The organism is Providencia sp. PROV130, assembly GCF_028482225.1.
Lineage (GTDB): Bacteria > Pseudomonadota > Gammaproteobacteria > Enterobacterales > Enterobacteriaceae > Providencia > Providencia rettgeri.
Map to the genome: position 1 here is coordinate 17,441 of NZ_JAMPQC010000037.1, position 22,683 is coordinate 40,123.

The 22,683-nt window shown below is 40.0% G+C and carries 18 protein-coding genes; 9 read left to right on the top strand and 9 right to left on the bottom strand.

The genetic code is table 11. The annotated features are described in order from the left end of the window. Window positions 1-49: 49 nt before the first annotated feature. The 5 genes from gadC to argE form a co-directional block, all read right to left on the bottom strand. Complete coding sequence (gene gadC, locus PSF28_RS21230) at window positions 50-1,600, bottom strand: glutamate:gamma-aminobutyrate antiporter (RefSeq protein WP_004907073.1); 1,551 nt, start codon at window positions 1,598-1,600, stop codon at window positions 50-52. Between the two features lie 112 nt (window positions 1,601-1,712). Further along, the gene (locus PSF28_RS21235) at window positions 1,713-3,113 is read right to left on the bottom strand and encodes a glutamate decarboxylase (protein WP_004907076.1); all 1,401 of its coding nucleotides are present in this window, start codon (window positions 3,111-3,113) and stop codon (window positions 1,713-1,715) included. Window positions 3,114-3,951: 838 nt separating this feature from the next. After that, the gene (locus tag PSF28_RS21240) at window positions 3,952-5,379 is read right to left on the bottom strand and encodes a hypothetical protein (RefSeq protein ID WP_210840077.1); all 1,428 of its coding nucleotides are present in this window, start codon (window positions 5,377-5,379) and stop codon (window positions 3,952-3,954) included. Between the two features lie 118 nt (window positions 5,380-5,497). After that, window positions 5,498-6,382, bottom strand: coding sequence for a methylenetetrahydrofolate reductase (gene metF / locus PSF28_RS21245; protein WP_210840076.1), 885 nt, complete (start codon window positions 6,380-6,382; stop codon window positions 5,498-5,500). A gap of 228 nt (window positions 6,383-6,610) precedes the next feature. Then, window positions 6,611-7,765 carry an acetylornithine deacetylase gene (gene argE / locus PSF28_RS21250; RefSeq protein WP_210840075.1) on the bottom strand — a complete coding sequence of 385 codons (1,155 nt, stop codon included), beginning with the start codon at window positions 7,763-7,765 and terminating at the stop codon, window positions 6,611-6,613. A gap of 102 nt (window positions 7,766-7,867) precedes the next feature. Between argE and argC the strand changes: the two genes are divergently transcribed. The 4 genes from argC to argH all read left to right on the top strand — a co-directional run bounded on the left by argC (window position 7,868) and on the right by argH (window position 12,383). After that, window positions 7,868-8,872 carry an N-acetyl-gamma-glutamyl-phosphate reductase gene (gene argC, locus PSF28_RS21255; RefSeq protein ID WP_210840074.1) on the top strand — a complete coding sequence of 335 codons (1,005 nt, stop codon included), beginning with the start codon at window positions 7,868-7,870 and terminating at the stop codon, window positions 8,870-8,872. Between the two features lie 14 nt (window positions 8,873-8,886). Next, window positions 8,887-9,663: an acetylglutamate kinase gene (gene argB, locus PSF28_RS21260; RefSeq protein WP_210840073.1), complete on the top strand. Its 777-nt coding sequence runs from the start codon at window positions 8,887-8,889 to the stop codon at window positions 9,661-9,663. A 44-nt stretch (window positions 9,664-9,707) separates the two neighbouring features. Next, window positions 9,708-10,928, top strand: a complete 1,221-nt coding sequence (locus tag PSF28_RS21265) for an argininosuccinate synthase (protein WP_272685619.1) — start codon at window positions 9,708-9,710, stop codon at window positions 10,926-10,928. Between the two features lie 78 nt (window positions 10,929-11,006). Further along, window positions 11,007-12,383, top strand: a complete 1,377-nt coding sequence (gene argH, locus PSF28_RS21270) for an argininosuccinate lyase (protein WP_210840071.1) — start codon at window positions 11,007-11,009, stop codon at window positions 12,381-12,383. Between the two features lie 63 nt (window positions 12,384-12,446). Here argH and PSF28_RS21275 read toward each other — a convergent pair whose 3' ends face one another. Next, complete coding sequence (locus PSF28_RS21275; RefSeq protein ID WP_210840070.1) at window positions 12,447-12,797, bottom strand: hypothetical protein; 351 nt, start codon at window positions 12,795-12,797, stop codon at window positions 12,447-12,449. A 618-nt stretch (window positions 12,798-13,415) separates the two neighbouring features. Further along, window positions 13,416-13,769 (bottom strand): hypothetical protein, encoded by a 354-nt coding sequence (locus tag PSF28_RS21280; protein WP_210840069.1) that lies wholly within the window; start codon window positions 13,767-13,769, stop codon window positions 13,416-13,418. Between the two features lie 628 nt (window positions 13,770-14,397). On the opposite strand from PSF28_RS21280, the gene oxyR reads away from it, so the two are divergent. Next, on the top strand, window positions 14,398-15,303 hold the full coding sequence (gene oxyR, locus PSF28_RS21285; RefSeq protein WP_004907100.1) for a DNA-binding transcriptional regulator OxyR: 906 nt from the start codon (window positions 14,398-14,400) through the stop codon (window positions 15,301-15,303). Between the two features lie 73 nt (window positions 15,304-15,376). Here the strand turns inward: oxyR and sthA are convergent, their stop codons facing one another. After that, on the bottom strand, window positions 15,377-16,774 hold the full coding sequence (sthA, locus tag PSF28_RS21290; RefSeq protein ID WP_004907101.1) for a Si-specific NAD(P)(+) transhydrogenase: 1,398 nt from the start codon (window positions 16,772-16,774) through the stop codon (window positions 15,377-15,379). Window positions 16,775-17,236: 462 nt separating this feature from the next. Here sthA and fabR point away from each other — a divergent pair, with 462 nt between their 5' ends. Together fabR and PSF28_RS21300 are read left to right on the top strand one after the other, a co-directional pair. After that, entirely contained in the window at window positions 17,237-17,893 is a 657-nt protein-coding gene (gene fabR / locus PSF28_RS21295; protein WP_004265350.1) for an HTH-type transcriptional repressor FabR, read from the top strand. A gap of 12 nt (window positions 17,894-17,905) precedes the next feature. Then, window positions 17,906-18,295 carry a YijD family membrane protein gene (locus PSF28_RS21300; RefSeq protein ID WP_004907104.1) on the top strand — a complete coding sequence of 130 codons (390 nt, stop codon included), beginning with the start codon at window positions 17,906-17,908 and terminating at the stop codon, window positions 18,293-18,295. An 80-nt stretch (window positions 18,296-18,375) separates the two neighbouring features. On the opposite strand, the gene trmA is transcribed toward PSF28_RS21300, so the two are convergent. Then, on the bottom strand, window positions 18,376-19,473 hold the full coding sequence (gene trmA, locus PSF28_RS21305; protein ID WP_210840172.1) for a tRNA (uridine(54)-C5)-methyltransferase TrmA: 1,098 nt from the start codon (window positions 19,471-19,473) through the stop codon (window positions 18,376-18,378). Window positions 19,474-19,955: 482 nt separating this feature from the next. Here trmA and btuB point away from each other — a divergent pair, with 482 nt between their 5' ends. Beyond that, window positions 19,956-21,824 (top strand): TonB-dependent vitamin B12 receptor BtuB, encoded by a 1,869-nt coding sequence (gene btuB, locus PSF28_RS21310; protein ID WP_272685620.1) that lies wholly within the window; start codon window positions 19,956-19,958, stop codon window positions 21,822-21,824. Beyond that, entirely contained in the window at window positions 21,769-22,632 is an 864-nt protein-coding gene (gene murI / locus PSF28_RS21315; RefSeq protein WP_210840170.1) for a glutamate racemase, read from the top strand. The genes btuB and murI overlap by 56 nt, the downstream gene beginning before the upstream one ends. Window positions 22,633-22,683 lie beyond the last annotated feature (51 nt).

A 22,683-nucleotide genomic window follows, 5' to 3' on the forward strand; every position in this document is an offset into this window, starting at 1 on the left:
AATAATATGAGGGCTACCAAATGGTAGCCCTCATTATTTTTACAGGGTATTACGAATTGGATGAGCCATCATCTGGTTTATCATGATGAATCAAGTGATATGTAGAGCGAGCTCGAGGGTGAATAAAGAAATGGTTAGCTGGCGCATTGTGCGTTTTGATATGCACCATCGCGACATTCGTTTTTTTACCTTGTTTGTTATGGAAAGCATAAATCACAAAGGGAAGTAAGAAAATAATCACAAAGCTAACCGTAAGTAATGTCACATAGGTATTATCACTCGCCCCCTCAGGTAAAGAGCTCGGTGGGAAGAATGAAACAATAAAGGCTAAGATAGAAATAATGAAGCCAACTAATGCGACGAGAACTTTAACGCCTTTTCCTCCGGGAATATTAAATGCACGTTTTTTCTCTGGTTGCTTGCACACTAAATGCATGTAACCGAGAAATAGCATGAAATAGCTACATAAATAGATAACTACGGTTAAGGCGAGCGCAATAAGGAATGACATATTGCCACCGCCCCCAGTATTGGTGAGGACAATAATTGCCACTGTTGTGATCAGTAATTGGGAAATCACCAGTGTTACCGGCACGCCATTTTTATTCACCTTGGCAAAGCTTTGCGGCAGAATGCCTTTCTGTGCCGCGACATACATACCGCGGGATGGCCCCACAATCCAAGAAGCAATCTCAGCCAGCACACCAAGTAATAATAATGCAGCAATAATTCTTACGGCCCATTCAAGGGAGGAATTAAAGTGTGTGACAAGCACATTGAATGTCTGTACTACGCCAGCAGATAAATTAATTTCACTGTTTGGGATCACAGCTGCCACCGATAACCCACCAATTGAGCTTAAACAAATTGCCGCTATCATCAGTAAAAACATCGCTGCGGGGTAATCTCGGCCGGGGTTTTTCATCTCATTGACGTGGGTTGCGGATGCCTCAACACCCATATAACTCAAAATAAAGGCAACAAATACCACTAGTGTGCCAATTTTGGTGAAATCAGGAATAAAAGTTTCAGTACTAATTTCAATTGCTAATGGTGAGCCGCTAACTAAATAGCTGATCGCTAAAAAGACTAAAATTAGAGCTGGGAGCAAAATACCTGCGAAGAAACCGATTTTTGCAATGGTTGCCGTGTATTTGGTTCCACCAAATTGAGTGAAAGCCAATACCCAGAGAATAACAAGCGCCCCTATCGTTTTAGTGATTGGGTCTGTATTAAGTTCTGGCCAATTTAAAATATAAGACAGTGCCCCTAAGACGAAATACAGCATAGGAATAAAGCCAATTGCTATTTGTAAATAACCAAATGAAATGGCGGCAAATCCCCAGCGTTCGCCTAATGTGTTAGAAACCCATGCAAATACACCACCTTCCTCCCAACCTTCTACGGTTGCCATTTCTGCGGCACACAAGGCGACAGGAATAAACCACAATAATCCTCCCAATAGCAGGAAAAATACGAGGCTAAAGCCAGATGTCGCAAATGTTGGATATTCATAAACGGCCATCACCATCGATGCGGTAATGGCAAAAAAGCCGAGTAATGTGAGCTGTTTTGCGGCTGGAGCTGTCGTTGTTGCCATACGAGTTCTCCTCAAATCGATAAACAATCAGCCTTTGCTGGGCGGATCTCAGTAGGAGCCAAAGAACCTAAAGCTCTTTGGCTCGTTAACAACACAATCATGAATAAAAGAATTAACTATGATTAAAGCCGCCGCCTTCTTCTTCCGTTAGCGGTTGATTGACGGGGTGCTTATCGAAATATTCTAAAGTACGTTTGAAGTCATCAATCAGTAATGCCGCTAAATCTAAACTAACACCATGACGCACTAGAATACGTTGAATAACAAGGTCTTCACGGTTTGCTGGCATGGAATAAGCTGGAACTTGCCAGCCGCGACTGCGCAGTTTGTCTGCGATGTCATAGAGGGAATATTTGCTGGTGGTTGTGCCTTCTTTTAGTTTCCAGGCTAATGCCGGGATACCAGTTTGACTATCACCATCAAAAATCATTTCAAATGGCCCTAATTTTTCAATTTCACGGCTAAGATATTGTGCGGTTGCGTAGCAAGCGTTGTGGATTTTTGCATAGCCTTCGCGACCTAGTCTCAAAAAATTATAATATTGGGCAATGATTTGACCACCAGGACGAGAGAAATTGAGTGCGAATGTTGGCATGTTGCCGCCTAAATAATTCACATTAAAAATCAATTCTTCTGGAAGGTCTTTGGCTTCACGCCAAATTACCCAGCCAGCACCTAATGGGGCTAAACCGAACTTATGACCTGATGCATTAATGGATTTTACGCGCGGTAAGCGGAAATCCCATTCTAAGTCTGGTGCACAGAATGGTGCTAAGAACCCACCACTCGCCCCATCCACATGGATAGGGATATCCAACCCAGTCTCTTTTTGCAGTTTATCGAGTGCATCATGTACGGCTTTGACGGGTTCATATTGGCAGGTAAATGTCACCCCAAGCGTTGGGACCACACCAATGGTATTTTCGTCGACGCGTTTGAGCACCTCTTCCGGTGTCATGATAAGGCGGTCGCCTTCAAGTGGAATTTCTCTCAGTTCAACATCAAAATAACGGGCAAATTTGTGCCAACAGATTTGAACTGGGCCACAAATTAAGTTGGGTTTATCAGTCGGTTTCCCTTTAGCGGCTTGTTTTTTGCGCCATTGCCATTTTAACGCGAGCCCACCAAGCATTGCCGCCTCTGAGGACCCGATGGTTGAACAACCAAGGGTATTTTCTGCATCTGGTGAATTCCATAAATCCGCTAACATGTGTACGCAGCGGTTTTCAATTTCCGCCGTTTGTGGATATTCATCTTTGTCTATCATGTTTTTGTCGATAGACAAATCCATCAAATCACGAATTTCATCATCTACCCATGTCTGGCAGAATGTTGCTAAGTTTTGGCGTGAATTCCCATCTAACATTAATTCATCGCGTACTGCACTAAATACATTACGTGGTGCTTGTTCCTTCAATGGAAATTTGGTTTTTGGTAATGATTTGGATAATTCTAATGATGCGTAGACATCATCCATTCCATTGTGTTTTGAATTTAATGCATTATTACTCATGTCTTAATTCCTCAATGACCATGTGGTAATTAAATAGTATTAATTTTGAGCTCAATATTAAATATACGCTGACTTTTGAAAAATTCAAAAGCGTTCAAATAAAAAAGATAATTTAATGAAAAATGTCATAATTAGAAAGTAATAGTGGAGTGAATGATGGTTTGTGATTGTTTTTTTGATAGATAATTTTATCAAAGGGTGATTTGTGTTTATAAGATGATACTAAAAACTGCATAATTTAACTGAATTATTACATTTTTATGGTTTTTATTTCTATGAATTTAGCTTTTTAGTTATTTTTATTTGATTTTGCATAGGACGATAATTGTAGAAGAAATACATGATTATTTGTGAGGATTTAATATTTCAGTAATGTTAAATTCTGTGGTTGATATTTAAGCGATAATTTTCATTATATTAAAAATTAATTTATACCATTAACCGTTAAATATATTTATTGCGGTAAGATAAACTTGAATATAGAAGATAATAACACTGATTTTATTATGGATACGTGGGTCGGGAAACTAATCAGTTTCGATATCGCGCCAATGTATTTTTGTAAAAAATAGAAGCTATTTTGTAAACAATAAATATAAATAGCCAGTTCCAGCTAATTGATGATCTTTATTTTTTAAGCTAATTAAAGTAGTGCTAGCTAACTAATAGCATATCATGAGCGACAAATCACATATGCTTTCTGAGCGTGTCGTAGGCACAATGAACGAAACAGATTCATGTATTGAAGTTATTTCAATATAGATAGGAGCAGCCATATACTGAGCCGTACGTACAGTGGTATGAAGGGACGGCGGGAGTGATCCCGCCTTCTGCTCGATTAGTGACTTTCTTTCCACTGATCCCATCTTTTCCATTCTTCTTTTGGCGTGATGAACTCACGAATTTTACCATTGGCTTTTAAGCTAGCAATTTTCTTATTAGTTGCCTCTTCTTGAGCTAATTGTTCTGGGGTTGGTGGAATATACTGGGCTGCATTTAAATAGGAAGCCCTGATGTCGCCACTAAGTTTGTAACCACTGATTTTAGAAACCATAGTATCTTTGGTTCCATGTTGTTCTGCATACTTGATTAAGCCATCAGCAACCTCCTCTTTCCATGGTTGCATGTCGTAGTAAGGCACGGCGCTTTTTAAGGATAAATACTCACTAAGTGACTGATCACCGCTCATCATGCCGGAATCAGCCAAGTACATGAAATCCTCAAAAATATTTTTAGGGAGGGATTCAGTTACAACAATATTAATTTGTCGGTTTCCAGTACCTTTAAGCTCAAAAAGTTTTTCTAATTTTCCTTGCTCTGTATCTGCAAGATATAATTGTGCTTTTGAAAATAACATTGGTGAATCAAATTTCCCTGCTTCTTTTTTTATTAGTATTTCTTGTAGGGCTGAGGAAACAGTTTCTTTACCGTCAAAGTAGTATTTTGTATGCCTATCAAATTCTTCTATATTGAAATCATCACGATAACAATTGGCTAGCTGGCGTATCACAATAATAAAATTTGTATCTTTATTATCATGATGTGTTTCTACAAGTTTATTAGCAATGAACAATTGTGCACTATGCATGGGGAGTTTGGCTTGTCGGTACACAGGTTCAGCACTGAGATAGGCTAAATAGTGGTGGGTATCTTTTGCTAACGATAAATTATAACTATCCATTAAGTTGGATAACTCATATTTGAAACGGTGTTTAATATTATCTATCTGTTTCTGTTCTGTTGCTAAATAACCTATCCCATTATTTAACCCTAAGTTATAAGCGCGGATATTTTTAAACCCATTATGACGTAGGTGCTTTATACATTCTAGCCGTTTACTGTCTTGAGGACGGACATCCATTTCATCAAGGATCATTACTTTTTGTTTTTTAAAATCAAGGTGTTGACATAGCCGCGTGATACAAAACTCAATTTGTTGAGGTTCCAGCGTGCTAATTGGAGTAATAATAAGTAATGGATTTCTCAATTGGTCAATTGAATTAAAAGTGGGGTCATTTAACGACAAATTACGACAGCCCATTTTTGCAATATTGTCAGCATTTATTGAAATGATGGATACCCTACAGCCATCATTTAAAGCAATGTTTGCGACTTTATTAGCCAGTACTTTATCCCCACCTCCATTCATATAGGGATTAATAATCACGACATCCCGTTGTTCAAATGATCCAGTAGGGAATGCGGCTGTTTTAATCGAGGTGGATGGTGAAGTATTCACCGAAGAGATATTGGACTCAACTTTCATATTTAATACTCATTGTTGGAATTTTTCGATTTCAATGAGTTTAACTAAGTGGAATTAGGAAACTTTCATAAAGCAATGTCGTGATGTACTTTTAAAAATACATCACGATATTGAGGGGCTAAGGCCTAACGCCTAAAGTATGGCAGATAGCATAGGTAAGCTCAGAACGGTTCAATGTGTAAAAGTGGAAATCTTTTACGCCTTCACGGCTAAGAATTTTAACCATGTCCATGGCAATGGATGCTCCAACAAGGTTTCGGCTTTCTGGGTCATTGTCTAACCCTTCGTACATTTTACTCATCCACGCAGGAATGCGTACGTTAGTCAGTTTGGCAAAACGCTCAAGTTGACGAAAGTTAGAGACCGGTAAGATCCCCGGTACAATTTCCACATCAATGCCAGTCGCGACACAGCGGTCACGAAAACGTAAATAGCTTTCAACATCAAAGAAAAATTGAGTAATTGCACGGTTAGCACCCGCATCAATTTTCTTTTTTAAACTAATTAAATCGGCTTGGGCACTTTTAGCTTCTGGGTGAACCTCAGGGTAGGCGGCGACAGAAATATCAAAATCCGCTTCGCCTTTTAACAATTCGACGAGATCAACGGCATACATATCTGGCTTACGGCTGTTGTCAGGCAAATCACCGCGCAGTGCCACAATATGGCGAATACCATTATTCCAATAGTCACGGGCAATGGTTTTCAGTTCATCGGGGCTTGCATCAATACAAGTTAGGTGAGGAGCGGCAATTAAACCGGTTTTATCTTTAATATCTTTGATGATGCTATGCGTTCTGTCGCGTTCGCCGGAATTCGCACCATAAGTCACGGAGACAAATTTAGGTTTCAGGTTTTTGAGTCGATCGATGGATTTCCATAGTGTCTGCTCCATCTCTTCACTGCGAGGTGGGAAAAATTCAAATGAAACATTAATTTGGCCATCTAACTCAGCTAAATTTTGATTTAGCGCTTCGCGCTGATTTGCGTGAAAAAAACTCATACCCTGTAACCTCGCAATTTGCAGACTAACTATTTTTTGTACGTTATTATATCCATTTGTGCGTCTATACGTTTAGACGTCTAAATAGAAATTACCAGATCGGTATCAATAGTCAATACTTAAATTAAATTATGACGCTGAGGTTTTTTCAAAGGCAATAGGAAAAAAATTCATGATAAAAAACGCGACTCTTTTCAGGGTCGCGTTCGAATCTATAGCTAGTCAGATTTACTCAGTGAAACAGAAGTGCTCAATCATTTGGCTAATTAATTGGCGAGTAGGCTCAATAAAGCACATATCAATAAACTCATCAGGTTGATGTGCTTGCTCAATAGAACCAGGGCCAAGAACCAACGTTGGGCAGAGCTCTTGGATAAACGGTGCTTCAGTACAGTAATTCACGGTATCTGCTTTTTGCCCTAACAATTGCTCAATCACTGCGACCATTTTGTGGTCCGTTGGGCATTCATAGCCAGGGATCGGCGGATGCATGGATTCAACCGTCAAGCGGCCTGGCCAACGGGCACTAACCGGCTCAAGAGCTTCATTAAGTAGCTCATCTAAATCTTGCAAAGTTAGCCCAGGTAGCGGGCGAATATCCATATGTAATTCACAACAACCACAAATTCGGTTGGCAGCATCACCACCATGAATATGACCAAAGTTCATCGTTGGGTAGGGAATGACAAATGCAGGGTTGTTAAATCGTTCTTTTAACGTATTTCGTAAGTCCATTAGGTGGGAAATAGACTCATGCATCAATTCAATTGCATTGACGCCACGTTCTGGGTCACTAGAGTGCCCCGATTGCCCAGTAATGCGGATAGCATTTGATAAATGCCCTTTGTGCGCGCGAATCGGTTGTAAAGATGTTGGCTCGCCAATAATGGCAAAATCTGGTCTTAGCGCTGTACTGGCTGCAAAATAACGCGCACCAGCCATCGATGTTTCTTCATCTGCTGTGGCTAATATATGCAGTGGACGTTTGAGCTGAGTTAAATCCATATCGCGTAACGCATCAACAATAAAAGCAAAAAAGCCTTTCATATCTGCGGTTCCGAGCCCATATAACTTACCGTCATGCTCTGTCAGCTCAAACGGGTTTTTGCTCCAACGCCCATCATCAAAGGGTACGGTATCGGTATGGCCGCATAGCATCAGCCCTCCATTACCTTCACCAATGGATGCAAGCAAATTATATTTATCACGCGTTTCCGGTACAGGTTGAATGTTGACCGAAAAACCTAACGTCTCCAGCCATCCACCGAGAAGTTCCACCAGAGCTTTATTGCTCTGATCCAAATGAGAATCAGTCGCACTAATCGACGGAATGGCAATTAATTGACGATAAATCTCAATAAATGCAGGTAATTTAATATTCACTGTTGACAGCCTTTATCCATAATAGTATCAATATTCATGCACTTTATTTGAATAAAAATACACATTAAACTGTTTGGGTCACGAGTACAAGGTAGAAAGCATATGTTGAACACACTCATTATCGGGGCCAGTGGCTATACTGGAGCAGAATTAGCCGCTTATTTGCAACGCCATCCGGAAGTTAATCTTCAAGGATTGCTGGTATCGAAGCAAAGTGCGGATGCAAATAAACGTTTTTCTGATTTACACCCTCAGTATAAAGGCATCATCGACCTTCCCGTTCTGCCATTAACCGATGTCGCGGAAGCAGCGAAAGGTATTGATGTTGTTTTCCTTGCCACGGCACATGAAGTGAGCCATGACATTGCACCTCAGTTTCTTGAAGCGGGCTGCGTGGTGTTCGACTTATCCGGTGCTTATCGTGTCCAAGATCCTGCGTTTTATACGCAATACTATGGCTTTGAACATACAAATACTGAATGGCTAATGCAAGCAGTTTACGGTTTAGCAGAATGGCAGGCTGATAAAATTCATCAAGCACAATTGATTGCAGTACCAGGGTGTTACCCAACGGTTTCCCAATTAGCACTTAAGCCATTGATTGAAGCAGATTTACTGGATGAAGCTATGTGGCCAGTCATTAATGCTACCAGCGGTGTCTCTGGAGCAGGCCGTAAAGCCTCAATGACCAACAGCTTTTGTGAGGTGAGTTTGCAACCTTATGGCATCTTTACGCATCGTCACCAACCAGAAATAGCGACTCATTTAGGGAGAGAGGTTATTTTTACACCCCATTTGGGTAATTTCTCTCGAGGCATTCTGGCAACGATTACTTGCAAAGTAAAAACAGGTGTGACAGCAGAAAAAATCACACAAACGTTTAAAGATGCCTATCAAAATAAACCGTTAGTGCGGTTATATGAAAAAGGCGTTCCTGCATTGAAATCGGTAGTTGGTACGCCGTTTTGTGATATTGGCTATGTATTGAAAGGTGAACACCTGATTTTAGTAGGTACAGAAGATAACCTACTCAAAGGTGCAGCAGCACAAGCCGTTCAGTGCATGAATATTCGTTTTGGTTTTGCTGAAACTCAGTCTTTACTTTAAGAAGGATTAACCCCATGCAACCCTTAGTGATTAAATTGGGCGGAGTATTACTTGATAGCGTCGAGGCGCTTGAAAAATTATTTACAGCTATCCAAACCTATCGGCAAGCTCATCAACGCGAGTTGGTGATTGTGCATGGTGGTGGTTGTTTAGTTGATGAATTGATGCAAAAACTGCAATTACCCGTGGTTAAAAAGCAAGGGTTGCGTGTCACGCCAGCAGATCAAATCGATATTATTACGGGGGCATTAGCAGGCACCGCGAATAAAACATTATTGGCATGGGCAACGAAGTATCAACTTCCGGCAGTAGGTCTTTCTCTTGGTGATGGTCAAAGCGCCACGGTGACGCAACTAAACGAAGAATTAGGCCATGTCGGTAATGCTAAACCTGGTGATGCGAAATTATTGAAATTATTGTTGGGTGCGGGTTATTTACCCATTATCAGCTCTATTGGTATCACACCAGAAGGTGAGTTGATGAACGTGAATGCGGATCAAGCCGCAACGGCTATCGCCCAAGCATTAAATGCAGATCTGGTCTTATTGTCCGATGTGAGCGGTATTTTGGATGGTAAAGGCCAAAAAATTGATGAAATGACGACGCAAAAAGCGCAAAAGTTAATTGAACAGGGAATTATTACCGACGGAATGATTGTGAAGGTTAATGCAGCATTAGACGCTGCGGCAGCCTTGCAACGTTCTGTGGATATTGCAAGCTGGCGTCATGCAGAACAACTTCCCGAGCTGTTTAATGGAACCGCAATCGGAACACGGATCTTGGCATCATAAATGAGCCATGGAATAACAATATTAATTGAGCGGATAGGTACGTTATGAAAAAGGGCATTAAAAAGATTGTATTAGCATATTCAGGTGGTCTGGATACATCAGCAATTATTCCATGGCTAAAAGAAAACTATGATGGTTGCGAAGTCGTGGCCTTCGTTGCGGATGTGGGGCAAGACCGTGAAGATTTAGTGGGCGTTGAGAAAAAAGCCCTGCAATCAGGTGCATCTGAATGCTACGTAGTTGATTTACGAGAAGAGTTCATCAAAGAGTATATTTACCCTGTATTAAAAACAGGTGCATTATATGAAGGCAGCTATTTATTAGGTACGTCAATGGCTCGCCCAATTATTGCTAAAGCACAAGTCGAAATTGCCTTAAAAGTGGGTGCAGATGCTGTTGCCCATGGCGCAACAGGTAAAGGTAATGACCAAGTGCGTTTCGAAAGCACTTATACGGCATTAGCACCACAGTTACAAGTCGTTGCACCATGGCGTGAGTGGGACTTACGTTCCCGTGAAGCGCTGCTTGATTACCTGAAAGAACGTAATATTCCAACAACAGCCAGCTTAGAAAAAATCTATAGTCGTGATGAAAACGCATGGCACATTTCTACTGAAGGTGGCGTATTAGAAAGCACATGGAATGCGGCAAACCAAGATTGTTGGGTATGGACTGTCGACCCACAAGATGCACCGGATGAAGCTGAACTGGTTACCGTTGGTGTTAGACACGGCGAAGTCGTTTCGGTAAATGGGCAAGCATTGTCCCCACTCGGTTGTTTAGAAACATTAAATACTTTAGGGGCAAAACACGGTGTGGGCCGTATCGACATTGTTGAAAACCGTTTAGTGGGTATGAAATCCCGTGGTTGTTATGAAACCCCAGGCGGCACAATTATGATGGCTGCTCTGCGTGGTATTGAACAACTGGTTCTTGACCGTGACAGCTACAAATGGCGTGAGCAACTTGGTTTAGAAATGTCATATGTGGTTTATGATGGGCGTTGGTTTGCGCCATTACGTCACTCGCTGCAAGCCGCTGCTGAATCATTAGCGCAAGATGTGACAGGTGAAGTTGTTCTGAAATTATATAAAGGGCAAGTGACTGCGATTCAGAAAAAAGCGGATAAGAGCTTGTATTCAGAAGAGTTTGCCACATTCGGTGAAGATGAAGTTTATGATCACAGCCATGCAGGTGGGTTTATTCGTCTTTACTCGCTATCTTCACGTATCCGTGCGCTGAAAGAACAAAACAAAGCGAAATAAATCAAATAGTAGTCCCCCGATAGCCAAGACCGCTATCGGGGTTAAAAACTTATTTTATCAATCAGGTAGGGATTCGTTATGGCACTTTGGGGTGGACGTTTTAGTCAGCAAGCAGATCAACGGTTTAAACAGTTTAATGATTCACTGCGTTTCGATTATCGCTTGGCGCAACAAGATATTATCGGCTCAGTCGCATGGTCAAAATCACTGGTAACAGTTGGTGTATTGTCTGATAGCGAACAACAAACTTTAGAACAAGCGCTAAATGCCTTACTTAAAGAAGTACAAGATAACCCTGAAATTATTCTGCAAAGTGACGCAGAAGATATTCATAGCTGGGTTGAGGGGCAACTGATTGATAAAGTCGGTGATTTAGGTAAAAAATTACACACAGGCCGTAGCCGTAACGACCAAGTCGCAACAGATTTAAAATTGTGGTGTAAAGACCAAGTTGCATTGCTACTTGAAGCAGTAACAGAGCTACAAAAAGCACTGGTGCTGACTGCAGAAAATAATCAAGAAGCCGTGATGCCAGGTTATACGCATTTACAACGCGCCCAGCCTGTTACTTTTGCACATTGGTGCTTAGCTTACAGTGAAATGTTAGCGCGTGATGAAAGCCGTTTAAAAGATACACTAAAACGTTTAGATGTCAGTCCATTAGGGTGCGGAGCATTGGCAGGCACGGCTTATGATATCGACCGTGAGCAGCTAGCATCATGGTTAGGTTTTGCTTCTGCAACACGTAATAGCTTAGATACCGTTTCAGATAGAGACCACGTGCTTGAACTATTATCCAACGCAAGTATCGGTATGGTTCATTTATCCCGCTTTGCTGAAGATTTAATTTTCTTTAATAGTGGTGAAGCTGGTTTTGTCGAGTTATCAGACAAAGTGACATCAGGTTCATCATTAATGCCACAAAAGAAAAACCCAGATGCATTGGAATTAATCCGCGGAAAATGTGGCCGTGTCCAAGGTGCACTGACAGGTATGATGATGACCCTTAAAGGATTACCGCTTGCGTATAACAAAGATATGCAAGAAGACAAAGAAGGGTTATTCGATGCATTAGATACTTGGTTAGATTGCATGCATATGGCTGCGTTAGTACTTGATGGTATTCAAATTCGTCGTAGCCGTTGTGAAGATGCCGCGAAGCAAGGTTATGCCAACGCAACTGAGCTTGCTGATTACCTCGTTGCTAAAGGTGTTCCATTCCGCGAAGCGCATCATATCGTGGGCGAAGCGGTTGTTGCAGCAATTGGGCAAGGTAAAGCTTTAGAAGAAATGGCTCTCAGTGATTTGCAAAAATTCAGTGACACTATTCAGTTGGATGTCTATGAAATTTTATCGCTACAATCTTGTTTAGATAAGCGGTTAGCAAAAGGTGGGGTGTCTCAGAAGCAAGTGGCAAGTGCTATTGTGGAAGCAAAAAAACGATTAGAACTGTGATTAGTTGTAGAAGAAAAAATGGGGGGTAGCATGACTACCCCGATTCCCATAACGCGTTTGTTTTTAAATATATTTAATGGTTAGCATTCCGAGTTGTTTTTCTTCATTCACCCAGTTATATGAATACTCTCCTCTACCTTCATTGATTACCTTCCAGCCTTGAGTATTTGCAACATCATTCAAGTTAATTTTACTAGCAACCATATCAGATTGATTATTTAAGCAATTCAATGTGACATGTTTGTCGGTCACTTCATTAAAGCAAGGCGGAAATACGACTGCACCAGAGAAATGAATAACCCCATTTTGTTGGTCATTACTTGCATAAGCATGAATAGATGCGGTTGTAACGAACAATAATGCGCAAAGTGAACGAAGGCTAAATTTTTGAGTTTTTGTTAATAAATTTTTCATAATAGTATCCCGTCATTGATTTTTGATTAATCAACTTGCTGTATGTTTAAATTAGATTTGTGTGCTCTTAAATAAGAATAATAATAGTGAACTGATATTCCCTGGTGTTTTCGATGAGGGGGATTATAAATTGAAAAACGCCATTTAGGTGTAAAATTAAAAAAGGAAATGTTTAAAAATATAAAGAAAATAAAATTACTCCCACTATGATTTAAAGTTATCCCTTTGCATTTCAATGGATAATAAAACTGTAAATTATGATATTTGTGGGGTTTTATTCCCTTATTTGTATTTATTGCTGGTTTTTTATAGTTGGATTCTCTAGTGCTTTTTTGTTGTTATCAATCTGCAATAATGCTTAGAATAAGATTTAACAAAATCAGTCTGCAATTTACATTTACTTTTATATAAAAACTTACAAACTTTAATAGAAAGTGAAAGTAAATATAACAAAATGTTTCTTTTATTTTATTGGAATATAATGAGCGACATGTGGAGTGATATGTAATAGACGTTATTCAACAATTGAAGAATATATATTATTACTGAGTCTTATAAACTCTTATTGAGAGTAAAAAAGAGCTCCTAAGAGCCCTAATAGAACCTATAGCGAGACAATTACTGATACTGCACTTTAATTAGTCCGGTTTTGTTCGAACTATCTAGCCATTTAAATTGATAGTTTCCGAGTTGATTAGAGAGTTCTATGCTTTTTGTTGTACGACTTAATCTATGAATATCAACATACTCTGTTTTCATCTTTGATTGTTCATCTAGACATCCAACACGTAAATGTGATGATGCTTCATGGGACATTAAGCAGGGAGCGTTAACAACATTACCGGTGAAGGTAATAACTCCTGAATGCTCTTTGGCTAATGAATTCGCATTAAGTGAAATAAATAATGTTATAAAGAATAACAATAAAGATTTAATCTGTGAGTTAAAACAAGACGATATCGATGCGTTCATAGTGTTTTCTCCTGTTTTAAGGGAGTGTTGAATAAAACATTAATTTTGAGCGCGTTAGTGAATGATTATTTATTGTTTTGATTTCTTTATAAAAATTACTTCTTGTTTCCTTATCTTTATAATTAATTTTTGTATAAATTAATGAATTCACAACTGCTTAAATGTGACTGAATGTATATTAAACGCTAATATTTTAATTATTTTAGTGACATTAACTGAATGTTAAAATTAAGTTAATTTTATTGGTTGTGTGATTTAATGACAAAAATAGTCTATATTTTTTGAGGAGAATGTTGGGATTTTACTTGGCAACGTTAAGATGTAACTTATTGAAAGTTTATTCTAAAAAAACACAGTTAATGATTTTATTAAGAATGTTATATTGAAACGCTAATGGTAAATGAATTTAATTATTAATTAACTATTCTCTCTTTTGAAGAGTCACGAATGAGATACATTTTGTTTCTAAATATTACATTTTGTTTCATTATATTGCGTGTATCCTTCAAAAAATGAGGTTTCCCCCCTATTTTTCAATTTATCAATAGATAAAACAAAACAATATCGATATAGTGATTGGTATTATCTATCTTTGGTTTGACAGAGAATTCACGAAAGGAAAAGAAATATGAATATTCGAGATTTAGAGTACCTTGTCGCACTCGCCGAACATAAACACTTTAGACGTGCCGCGGATTCTTGTCATGTTAGCCAACCAACTCTTAGTGGCCAAATTCGTAAATTAGAAGAAGAACTTGGCGTGATGTTGTTGGAAAGAACTAGCCGTAAAGTTCTTTTTACTCAACAAGGTTTGTTATTAGTTGAACAAGCCCGTACTATTTTGCGTGAAATTAAAGTATTACAAGAAATGGCAGCCCTCCAAGGGGAAAGCATGTCAGGGCCATTACATATTGGTTTAATTCCAACGGTTGCGCCGTATCTATTACCTCATATTATTCCGCAATTGCACCAAGCTCACCCTAAATTAGAAATCTATTTGCATGAAGCGCAAACTCAGCAATTATTAGCTCAGTTAGACAGTGGTAAATTAGATTGCGCTATTTTAGCGGAAGTAAAAGAAACGGACCCTTTCATTGTTGTGCCTTTATTTGAAGAACCGATGAAATTGGCTATTTACGAGAGTCACCCATGGCATGACCGTGATACGATTGAAATGAGTGAATTGTCAGGTGAAAAGCTATTAATGTTAGAAGATGGCCACTGTTTACGTGACCAAGCAATGGGCTTTTGTTTCCAAGCGGGTGCTAAAGAAGATACACACTTCAGGGCAACGAGCTTAGAAACGTTAAGAAATATGGTGGCAGCAGGGAGTGGAATTACACTTTTACCTGATTTATCGGTGCCAAATGAAGTTTGTCGTGATGGGGTATGTTATTTAAATTGCATTGAACCTGAACCGAAACGAACCATTGTATTAGTTTATCGCCCGGGTTCACCGTTACGTGGGCGCTATGAACAATTAGCGGAGACCATCTATAACTCAATGGATAACTATTATAAAAATAGAGTTTAGGGTTAAGCTACCAATATTATTTTTTAGTTGATGATGGTTGCCAAATTTTTGGCAACCATAAATCACAGAATAATTAAAAGAGTCGATTTAAACCATTTAAAGCTGCAACACGGAAAGCTTCCGCCATCGTCGGGTAATTGAACGTCGTATTGACGAAATATTCGATAGTATTACCTTCACCTTTTTGTTCCATGATAGCTTGGCCGATATGGATAATTTCAGCCGCTCTCTCACCGAAACAGTGAATACCTAATATCTGTAATGTTTCTCTATGGAATAATATTTTCAAACTACCGACATTCATACCTGCGATTTGTGCACGTGCTAAATGTTTAAACTGTGCTCGGCCAACTTCATAAGGCACTTTCATTGCGGTCAGTTCTTGTTCTGTTTTACCAACTGAACTAATTTCAGGAATGGTATAAATCCCTGTTGGAATATCTTCCACTAAATGCGCATTACCTAAACTACCCCCAATGGCTCGGGCTGCAATTCGGCCCTGGTCATAAGCTGCAGAGGCCAAACTTGGGTAGCCAATGACATCACCAACAGCATAAATATGTTCATTAGTGGTGCGATACGCTTTATTGACTTTAACTAAACCGCGACCATCTGCTTCGATCCCGACATTAGCCAGACCTAAGCTATCAGTGTTACCAGTTCTTCCGTTCGCATACAGTAAACAGTCCGCCTTGACTTTTTTACCCGACTTCAGGTGAACAATAACACCGTCTTCAACCCCTTCGATTTTTTCATATTCTTCATTATGGCGAATAACAACACCACTATTCCAAAAATGATACGACAAGGCATCTGACATTTCTTGGTCAAGAAAGGCCAAGAGATGATCACGGGTGTTGATTAAGTCAACTTTAACCCCTAATCCACGAAAAATAGATGCATATTCACAGCCAATAACACCTGCACCATAAATAATCACATGGCGAGGCTCATGGGTCAGGTTGAGAATAGTATCACTGTTGTAGATCCGAGAATGGTTGAAATCAACGTCAGAAGGGCAGTATGGACGAGAGCCAGTGGCTATTACGATTTTATCTGCACTTAAAACATCACAACTTCCATCCGCGTAGCGGACACTGATATGTTGTTCATCGATAAAGGTGGCTTCACCCGAAAACATTTGGCAACCATTACGTTCGTAAAATCCTTGGCGCATGCGTGTTTGTTGGCTAATTACCGTTTCAGCATGTCGCAGAATTTCAGAGAAAGAGGAGCTTAAGCTACGGGAGTTATCACTATAAAGAGGGTTTTGGTTGAATTCGATAATACGGCTAACAGCATGACGGAGGGCTTTTGAGGGAATGGTTCCCCAGTGGGTACAGCCTCCGCCGACATTATTATAACGTTCTATAACAGCAACGTTTTTTCCTTGTTTCACTAGCCCCATGGCGGCGCCTTCACCACCAGGACCGGAACCAATGACTATTGCATCAAAATGGGTAAGTTGCATGAGGTAAGACCTGCTCTAAAACAAAATGACAACAAGATGTTATCATTAGTTGGTTATTTCACCTAATTTCCTCGCCGTCTTTCAAATTGATATAGCGTTGGCGACATTCGCTTACCCTAGTCACATACTTATATATGCTTTCAGAAATTCGCTTGTTTTGCCGCCTTATCTCAATTTGAAATTCTTAGGCGAAAATATTTTAGTTCAAGAGCCTCAGAAAAATACCTAAATATAATTCATAGATTCATAAAGTAGGGATTTGCTGAAGTATTGTTTAGTGAAAGGTTGGTAGTATATCAGCGTTAAAAAACTAATTGAAAAAAGGCTAAGTTAAATTCTGAAAATGAGTAAATTGCAGCGATAGTCGCTTTTTCTCCAAAACAGTTTAATTATTTTCAGGTATGCTAGGCGAAGAGTAATACTTATTACATTGACCTTCCATGATAAGAAATTAGGATCACCGTGAGCAACACAATTGGCGTTAGAGCAAAACAAAAAGAAAAAACTCGGCGTTCACTCGTCGAAGCCGCATTTAGCCAATTAAGCGCTGAGCGGAGCTTTACTAGCCTCAGTTTACGGGAAGTTGCACGTGAAGCTGGGATTGCACCAACTTCATTTTACCGTCATTTTAAGGATGTTGATGAACTCGGGCTGACGATGGTTGACGAAAGTGGTTTGATGTTACGCCAGTTAATGCGCCAAGCAAGACAGCGTATTGCAAAAGGCGGGAGTGTGATCCGTACATCAGTCTCAACTTTTATGGAGTTTATTGGTAATAACCCTAATGCCTTTAGGTTATTATTGCGGGAGCGTTCGGGAACATCTGCGGAGTTTCGTGCAGCTGTCGCTCGGGAAATTCAACATTTTATTGCGGAATTGGCCGATTACCTTGAACTTGAAAGCCGTATGCCTCGCCATTTTACAGAAATGCAAGCCGAGGCCATGGTAACGATTGTCTTTAGCGCAGGTGCGGAAGCGCTAGACATTGATGAAGAAAAACGCAGAAATCTCGAAGAACGGCTGGTATTACAGTTAAGAATGATCGCGAAAGGCGCCTACTACTGGTACCGCCGGGAACAGGAAAAACAAAATCAAACTGACCCAGACCTTACTAAATAATAAGGAGAATCAATGACGGATCAAAAAAGTTATGAAAGAAGCACATTATTGCTAGCCTTTGTGATTGGCCTTGCAACCCATGGGACGTTTTCAACGCTGTTTAACTCGTTGGTCGACTTTTCATTTTTTCCAATTTTAACCCTAATATTAGCTGCGTATTGTTTACACCAGCGCTATTTACATCAAGCCATGCCGATGGGGTTGCCAAAATTTGTTGCTGGTAGTTTTTTTATTGGTCTATTTGGTTATGCCGCGATTTTACGCGTTCAAAACCCTGAAATAGGCTCTAACTTTATCCCAGCAACCTTTATTGTCATTATCGCATTGTGGATGTATTCAAGCTGGAAAGCACGTAAGAAAGAAAAAGCAGAGCTGGCACTTGAGCAAGAAGTCGAAAACTAAGTTTAGACGACTTTTCTACTAAATAAGACGCCGCAGTAAAATGCGGCGTTTTTGTTTTTAATAACCGAGTTTTCAGCCAACTAATAGCGGCTCAGTAATACCCCACTTTCCATATGATGGGTATAAGGGAATTGGTCGAATAAGGCTAATTTCTCTATTTTATGCGTTTTAGTCAGCTCAACTAAGTTATCGCATAGCGTTTCTGGGTTACATGAAATATATAGGATATGGTCATAACCCTGAACTAGCTTCACTGTTTCTGCATCTAAACCACTGCGAGGCGGGTCAACGAAAATGGTATTGCACTGGTAGTCTGCTAAAGAAATACCCTCTAGGCGCCTAAATTCACGAGCACCTTGCATGGCTTGGGTAAAATCCTCTGCAGACATACGAATAATTTGTACATTTTCAATATTATTGGCTTCGATATTATATTGAGCCGCAGCCACGGAAGGTTTTGCAATTTCAGTGGCTAATACGCGTTCGAAATTTTGCGCTAATGCCAATGAAAAGTTTCCATTTCCGCAGTAAAGTTCTAATAAATCCCCCGTCGAATTCTGTGTTGCCCCAATTGCCCATTCCAACATTTTGATATTGACCTGTGCATTAGGTTGCGTAAAGCTATTTTCGATTTGGCGATAAACCATATTTTTACCCATTACCGGTAATATTTCATCCACATAATCATTGTCTAACATGATTTTTGTTTTTGACGCCCGGCCAATCAACTGCACATCAAAGCCTTGTTCAACTAAAACGGCTTTTAAGGCTTTTGCCTCAGTAACCCACTCTTCACTGAGTTTTTTATGGTAAAGCAGCGAAACAATCAGCTTATTACTTAGTGTTGATAAATAGTCAATTTGAAATAATTTATGACGCAGTAATTCATTTTGCTTAATTAACGGCAATAACGCTGCCATCATGTCATTAATTAACTGACTTGCGACAGGGAACTGGTCAACACGGATCCTTTCTTTAGTTTCCTTATCAAACATAATATGAAATAAATCGTCATTATCGTGCCAGACGCGAAATTCGGCGCGCATCCGGTAATGCGACTTTGGTGATGAAAAAATTTCAGGTTCAGGGGCGTTAAAAGGAGCCATCATCGCCTTTAAACGATCCGTTTTTTCTACGAGCTGTTGTTCGTAGTCTTCAGTGTGCAAGGTGTTTGGCATGTTTGGCTCCATAAAACAGTAATAAATTCGTATCAGGAGCGAAATTGTAGGGAATGCGGCGAAGATGTCCAGTTTTCATTATCCATCCATAGACACTCATAACTATTCAACTTACGATAATAGGCTGTGGTTTAGGGAACTTGGTGTAAATCCAAGACTGACGCGCAACGGTAATTAAGGTATCCCCGTCATTCTTCAAGCTACATGGGTGTTGGCATCGCTCAGCTACCCTAGTCACATACTTCAGTATGCTCCTAGGGATATCTTCGCTTGCCGCCTACATGTCACTTGAATTGTTTAGGGGATATAACAGGTCGAATTTTCATTTTATATATCGTTTTTATTTCATATATAGAAACCCAACTTGTTACTTTATAAGTCCGATACCTGCCACGCTACCAATCGCTTTGTTGAATATCTGCGCGAATCTATATTCAACCTCGCGGAACATTAATTGAATTGATTTTCCGAGTGTAATCATAATGAATAATAAAAAGTCGCTGCCGTTATCGGCCGCTGCGCTGGCTGTATTGTGCGCTACTTCTTCTTTGGCAAGTGCAAATAATAAAACTGACCAAGTGGTCGTGTCTGCTAACCGCTTTGAACAACCTATTTCTTCTATATTAGCGCCAGTGACGGTGGTCACTCGTGAAGATATCGATCATTGGCAATCCAATACTGTGATAGATGTATTAAGACGCCTGCCAGGAGTGGATATTGCGCAAAACGGGGGAATGGGTCAACAAAGCTCCTTATTTATACGTGGCACAGAGTCACGCCATGTTTTAGTGCTGATTGATGGTGTTCGTCTGAATCAAGCGGGTATTTCCGGTTCTTCCGATATGAGCCAAATTCCTATCTCACTGGTACAACGTATTGAATATATTCGCGGCGCCCGTTCAGCGGTTTATGGTTCTGATGCCGTTGGCGGTGTAGTGAATATTATTACGCGCCGTGATAACGATGGCACAACTTTAAATGCAGGTATTGGCTCACACAGCTACCAAAACTATAACGGTTCGACTCAGCAAAAAATTGGTGAAAATACGACGGTAACCGCAGCCGGAGCTTATACGCATACCAAAGGGTTTGATATTGAAGCCAGAGGCAATACAGGCGGGGGCCCTCAACCCGATAAAGATGGTTTTTTGAATAAAACGTTATGGTTAGGTGTTGAGCATCAATTTTCTTCCGATCTTTCTGCTTATGCACGCGCTTATGGTTATGACAATCGTACGAGTTATGACGGTACACCAGCAGACACTCGTAAGCTATATAGCAGAACATATGAATCTGGGTTGAAATATGCGAATGGTAAGTACTCTACAAGTTTGCTTGGGAGCTATAGCCATATGAAAGATTATAACTACAACTATCATAATGGGCGGTATGGTAGCGGTTCTGTAATTGATGAATCAGACCAATATAACTTTCAATGGGGTAATAGCTATAGGTTAGAAAAAGGAAATATCAGTGCCGGAGTCGATTATCAACGTCAAAGTATCGAGCCCGGTGGTTATACGATGACAAGCAAAAAAGAAACCGTCAATAACGCAGGTATTTATCTTACAGGACAATATGCACTCATCGACTCTGTCAGTGCGGAAGGGGCAGTACGTTCAGATCACTATTCTGAATTTAACTGGCACACGACATGGCAATCAGGTTTAAGTTGGGAATTTTATGATGGATATAAGATCATCGGCTCTTATGCTACAGCGTATAAAGCCCCTAATTTAGGTCAGCTTTATACAGATAATGTTGCTTGGAACATTAAAGGAAATCCAAATTTAAAGCCAGAAGAAAGTAAACAGTGGGAAATTGGTTTAGAAGGCGAAACAGGGTTATTATTTTGGCAATTAACTGGGTATGAAAACGAGATAACTAATCTGATTGATTTCACTACGGATCCAGTGACTTATGCTAGTTCTTATAACAATATTGGCAAGGCAAAGATTAAAGGTGTCGAGTGGAATGGTGAATTACAAACAGGCCTATTTAGCCATCAACTCACGTTACAGTATCTAGACCCAAGAAATGAAAAAACAAATAAAGTGCTTAATCGTAGAGCAAAACAACAAGTCAAATACCAGCTAGATTGGAATATTGCTGCGGTAGATATGGGGCTGACTTACCAATATATAGGCAGTCGCTATGATATCAATGAAACTTATCAACGCACTAAAGTCGGCGGAGTAAGCATCTGGGATCTTACGGCTGCATATCCAATCACTTCACATCTCACAATTCGTGGTAAAATAGCTAATATGTTCGATAAAGACTATGAGACCGCGTATGGTTATCGCACCGCTGGAAGAGAATATTTCCTCACTGGAAGCTACAACTTCTGATAACAACCTATCTGTTCGCCCGACCATTCTAGTATTTGACTCTGGAGTGGGCGGGTTATCTGTCTATCGTGAAGTCAAAAAATTGATCCCGTATGCACACTATATTTATGCATTCGATAATGAAGCCTTCCCTTATGGCGAAAAAAGTGAAGAGTTTATTATTGATAGGGTTTATCAAATCGTAAATGCGATAGCTGCAAAGCATCCTTTAACTATTGCGATAATTGCTTGTAATACGGCAAGTACCGTCAGCCTCCCTAATTTGAGAGCACATTTTACGTTCCCAGTTGTTGGGGTTGTTCCAGCTATTAAACCCGCAACCAAGTTAACGCGTAATGGCGTGGTGGGTTTATTGGCGACGAAAGGCACTGTAAACCGCGAATACACCAAAGAGCTGATCGAACGGTTTGCTACAGACTGCAAAGTCATTTCATTGGGCTCTGCGGAACTCGTTCAACTCGCAGAAAGAAAACTGCATGGGGAAAGCTTACCATTAGATGAAGTCGCTCAAGCCGTCAGACCATGGATCCGCATGCCTGAACCGCCTGATACCGTTATTTTAGGTTGCACCCATTTTCCTTTATTAATAGAAGAGCTCGAAAAAGTGCTACCAGATGGAACTCGATTCATTGATTCAGGTTCTGCAATCGCCAGAAGAACTATTTGGCTCATTAATAATCAAGCTGAAATCATCAATTCAGATGAGGAAAACTTCGCATATTGCTTATTAATGGATGACAACGTAAAAGGGTTACAACCAGTTCTCGAAGCCGAAGGGTTCAAAACGCTGCAAAAACTAGCTATTTAAGTTAAATTTGATGGAAAGCTGAGCGAACGAAAAAAAATATGAAAAAAAGGG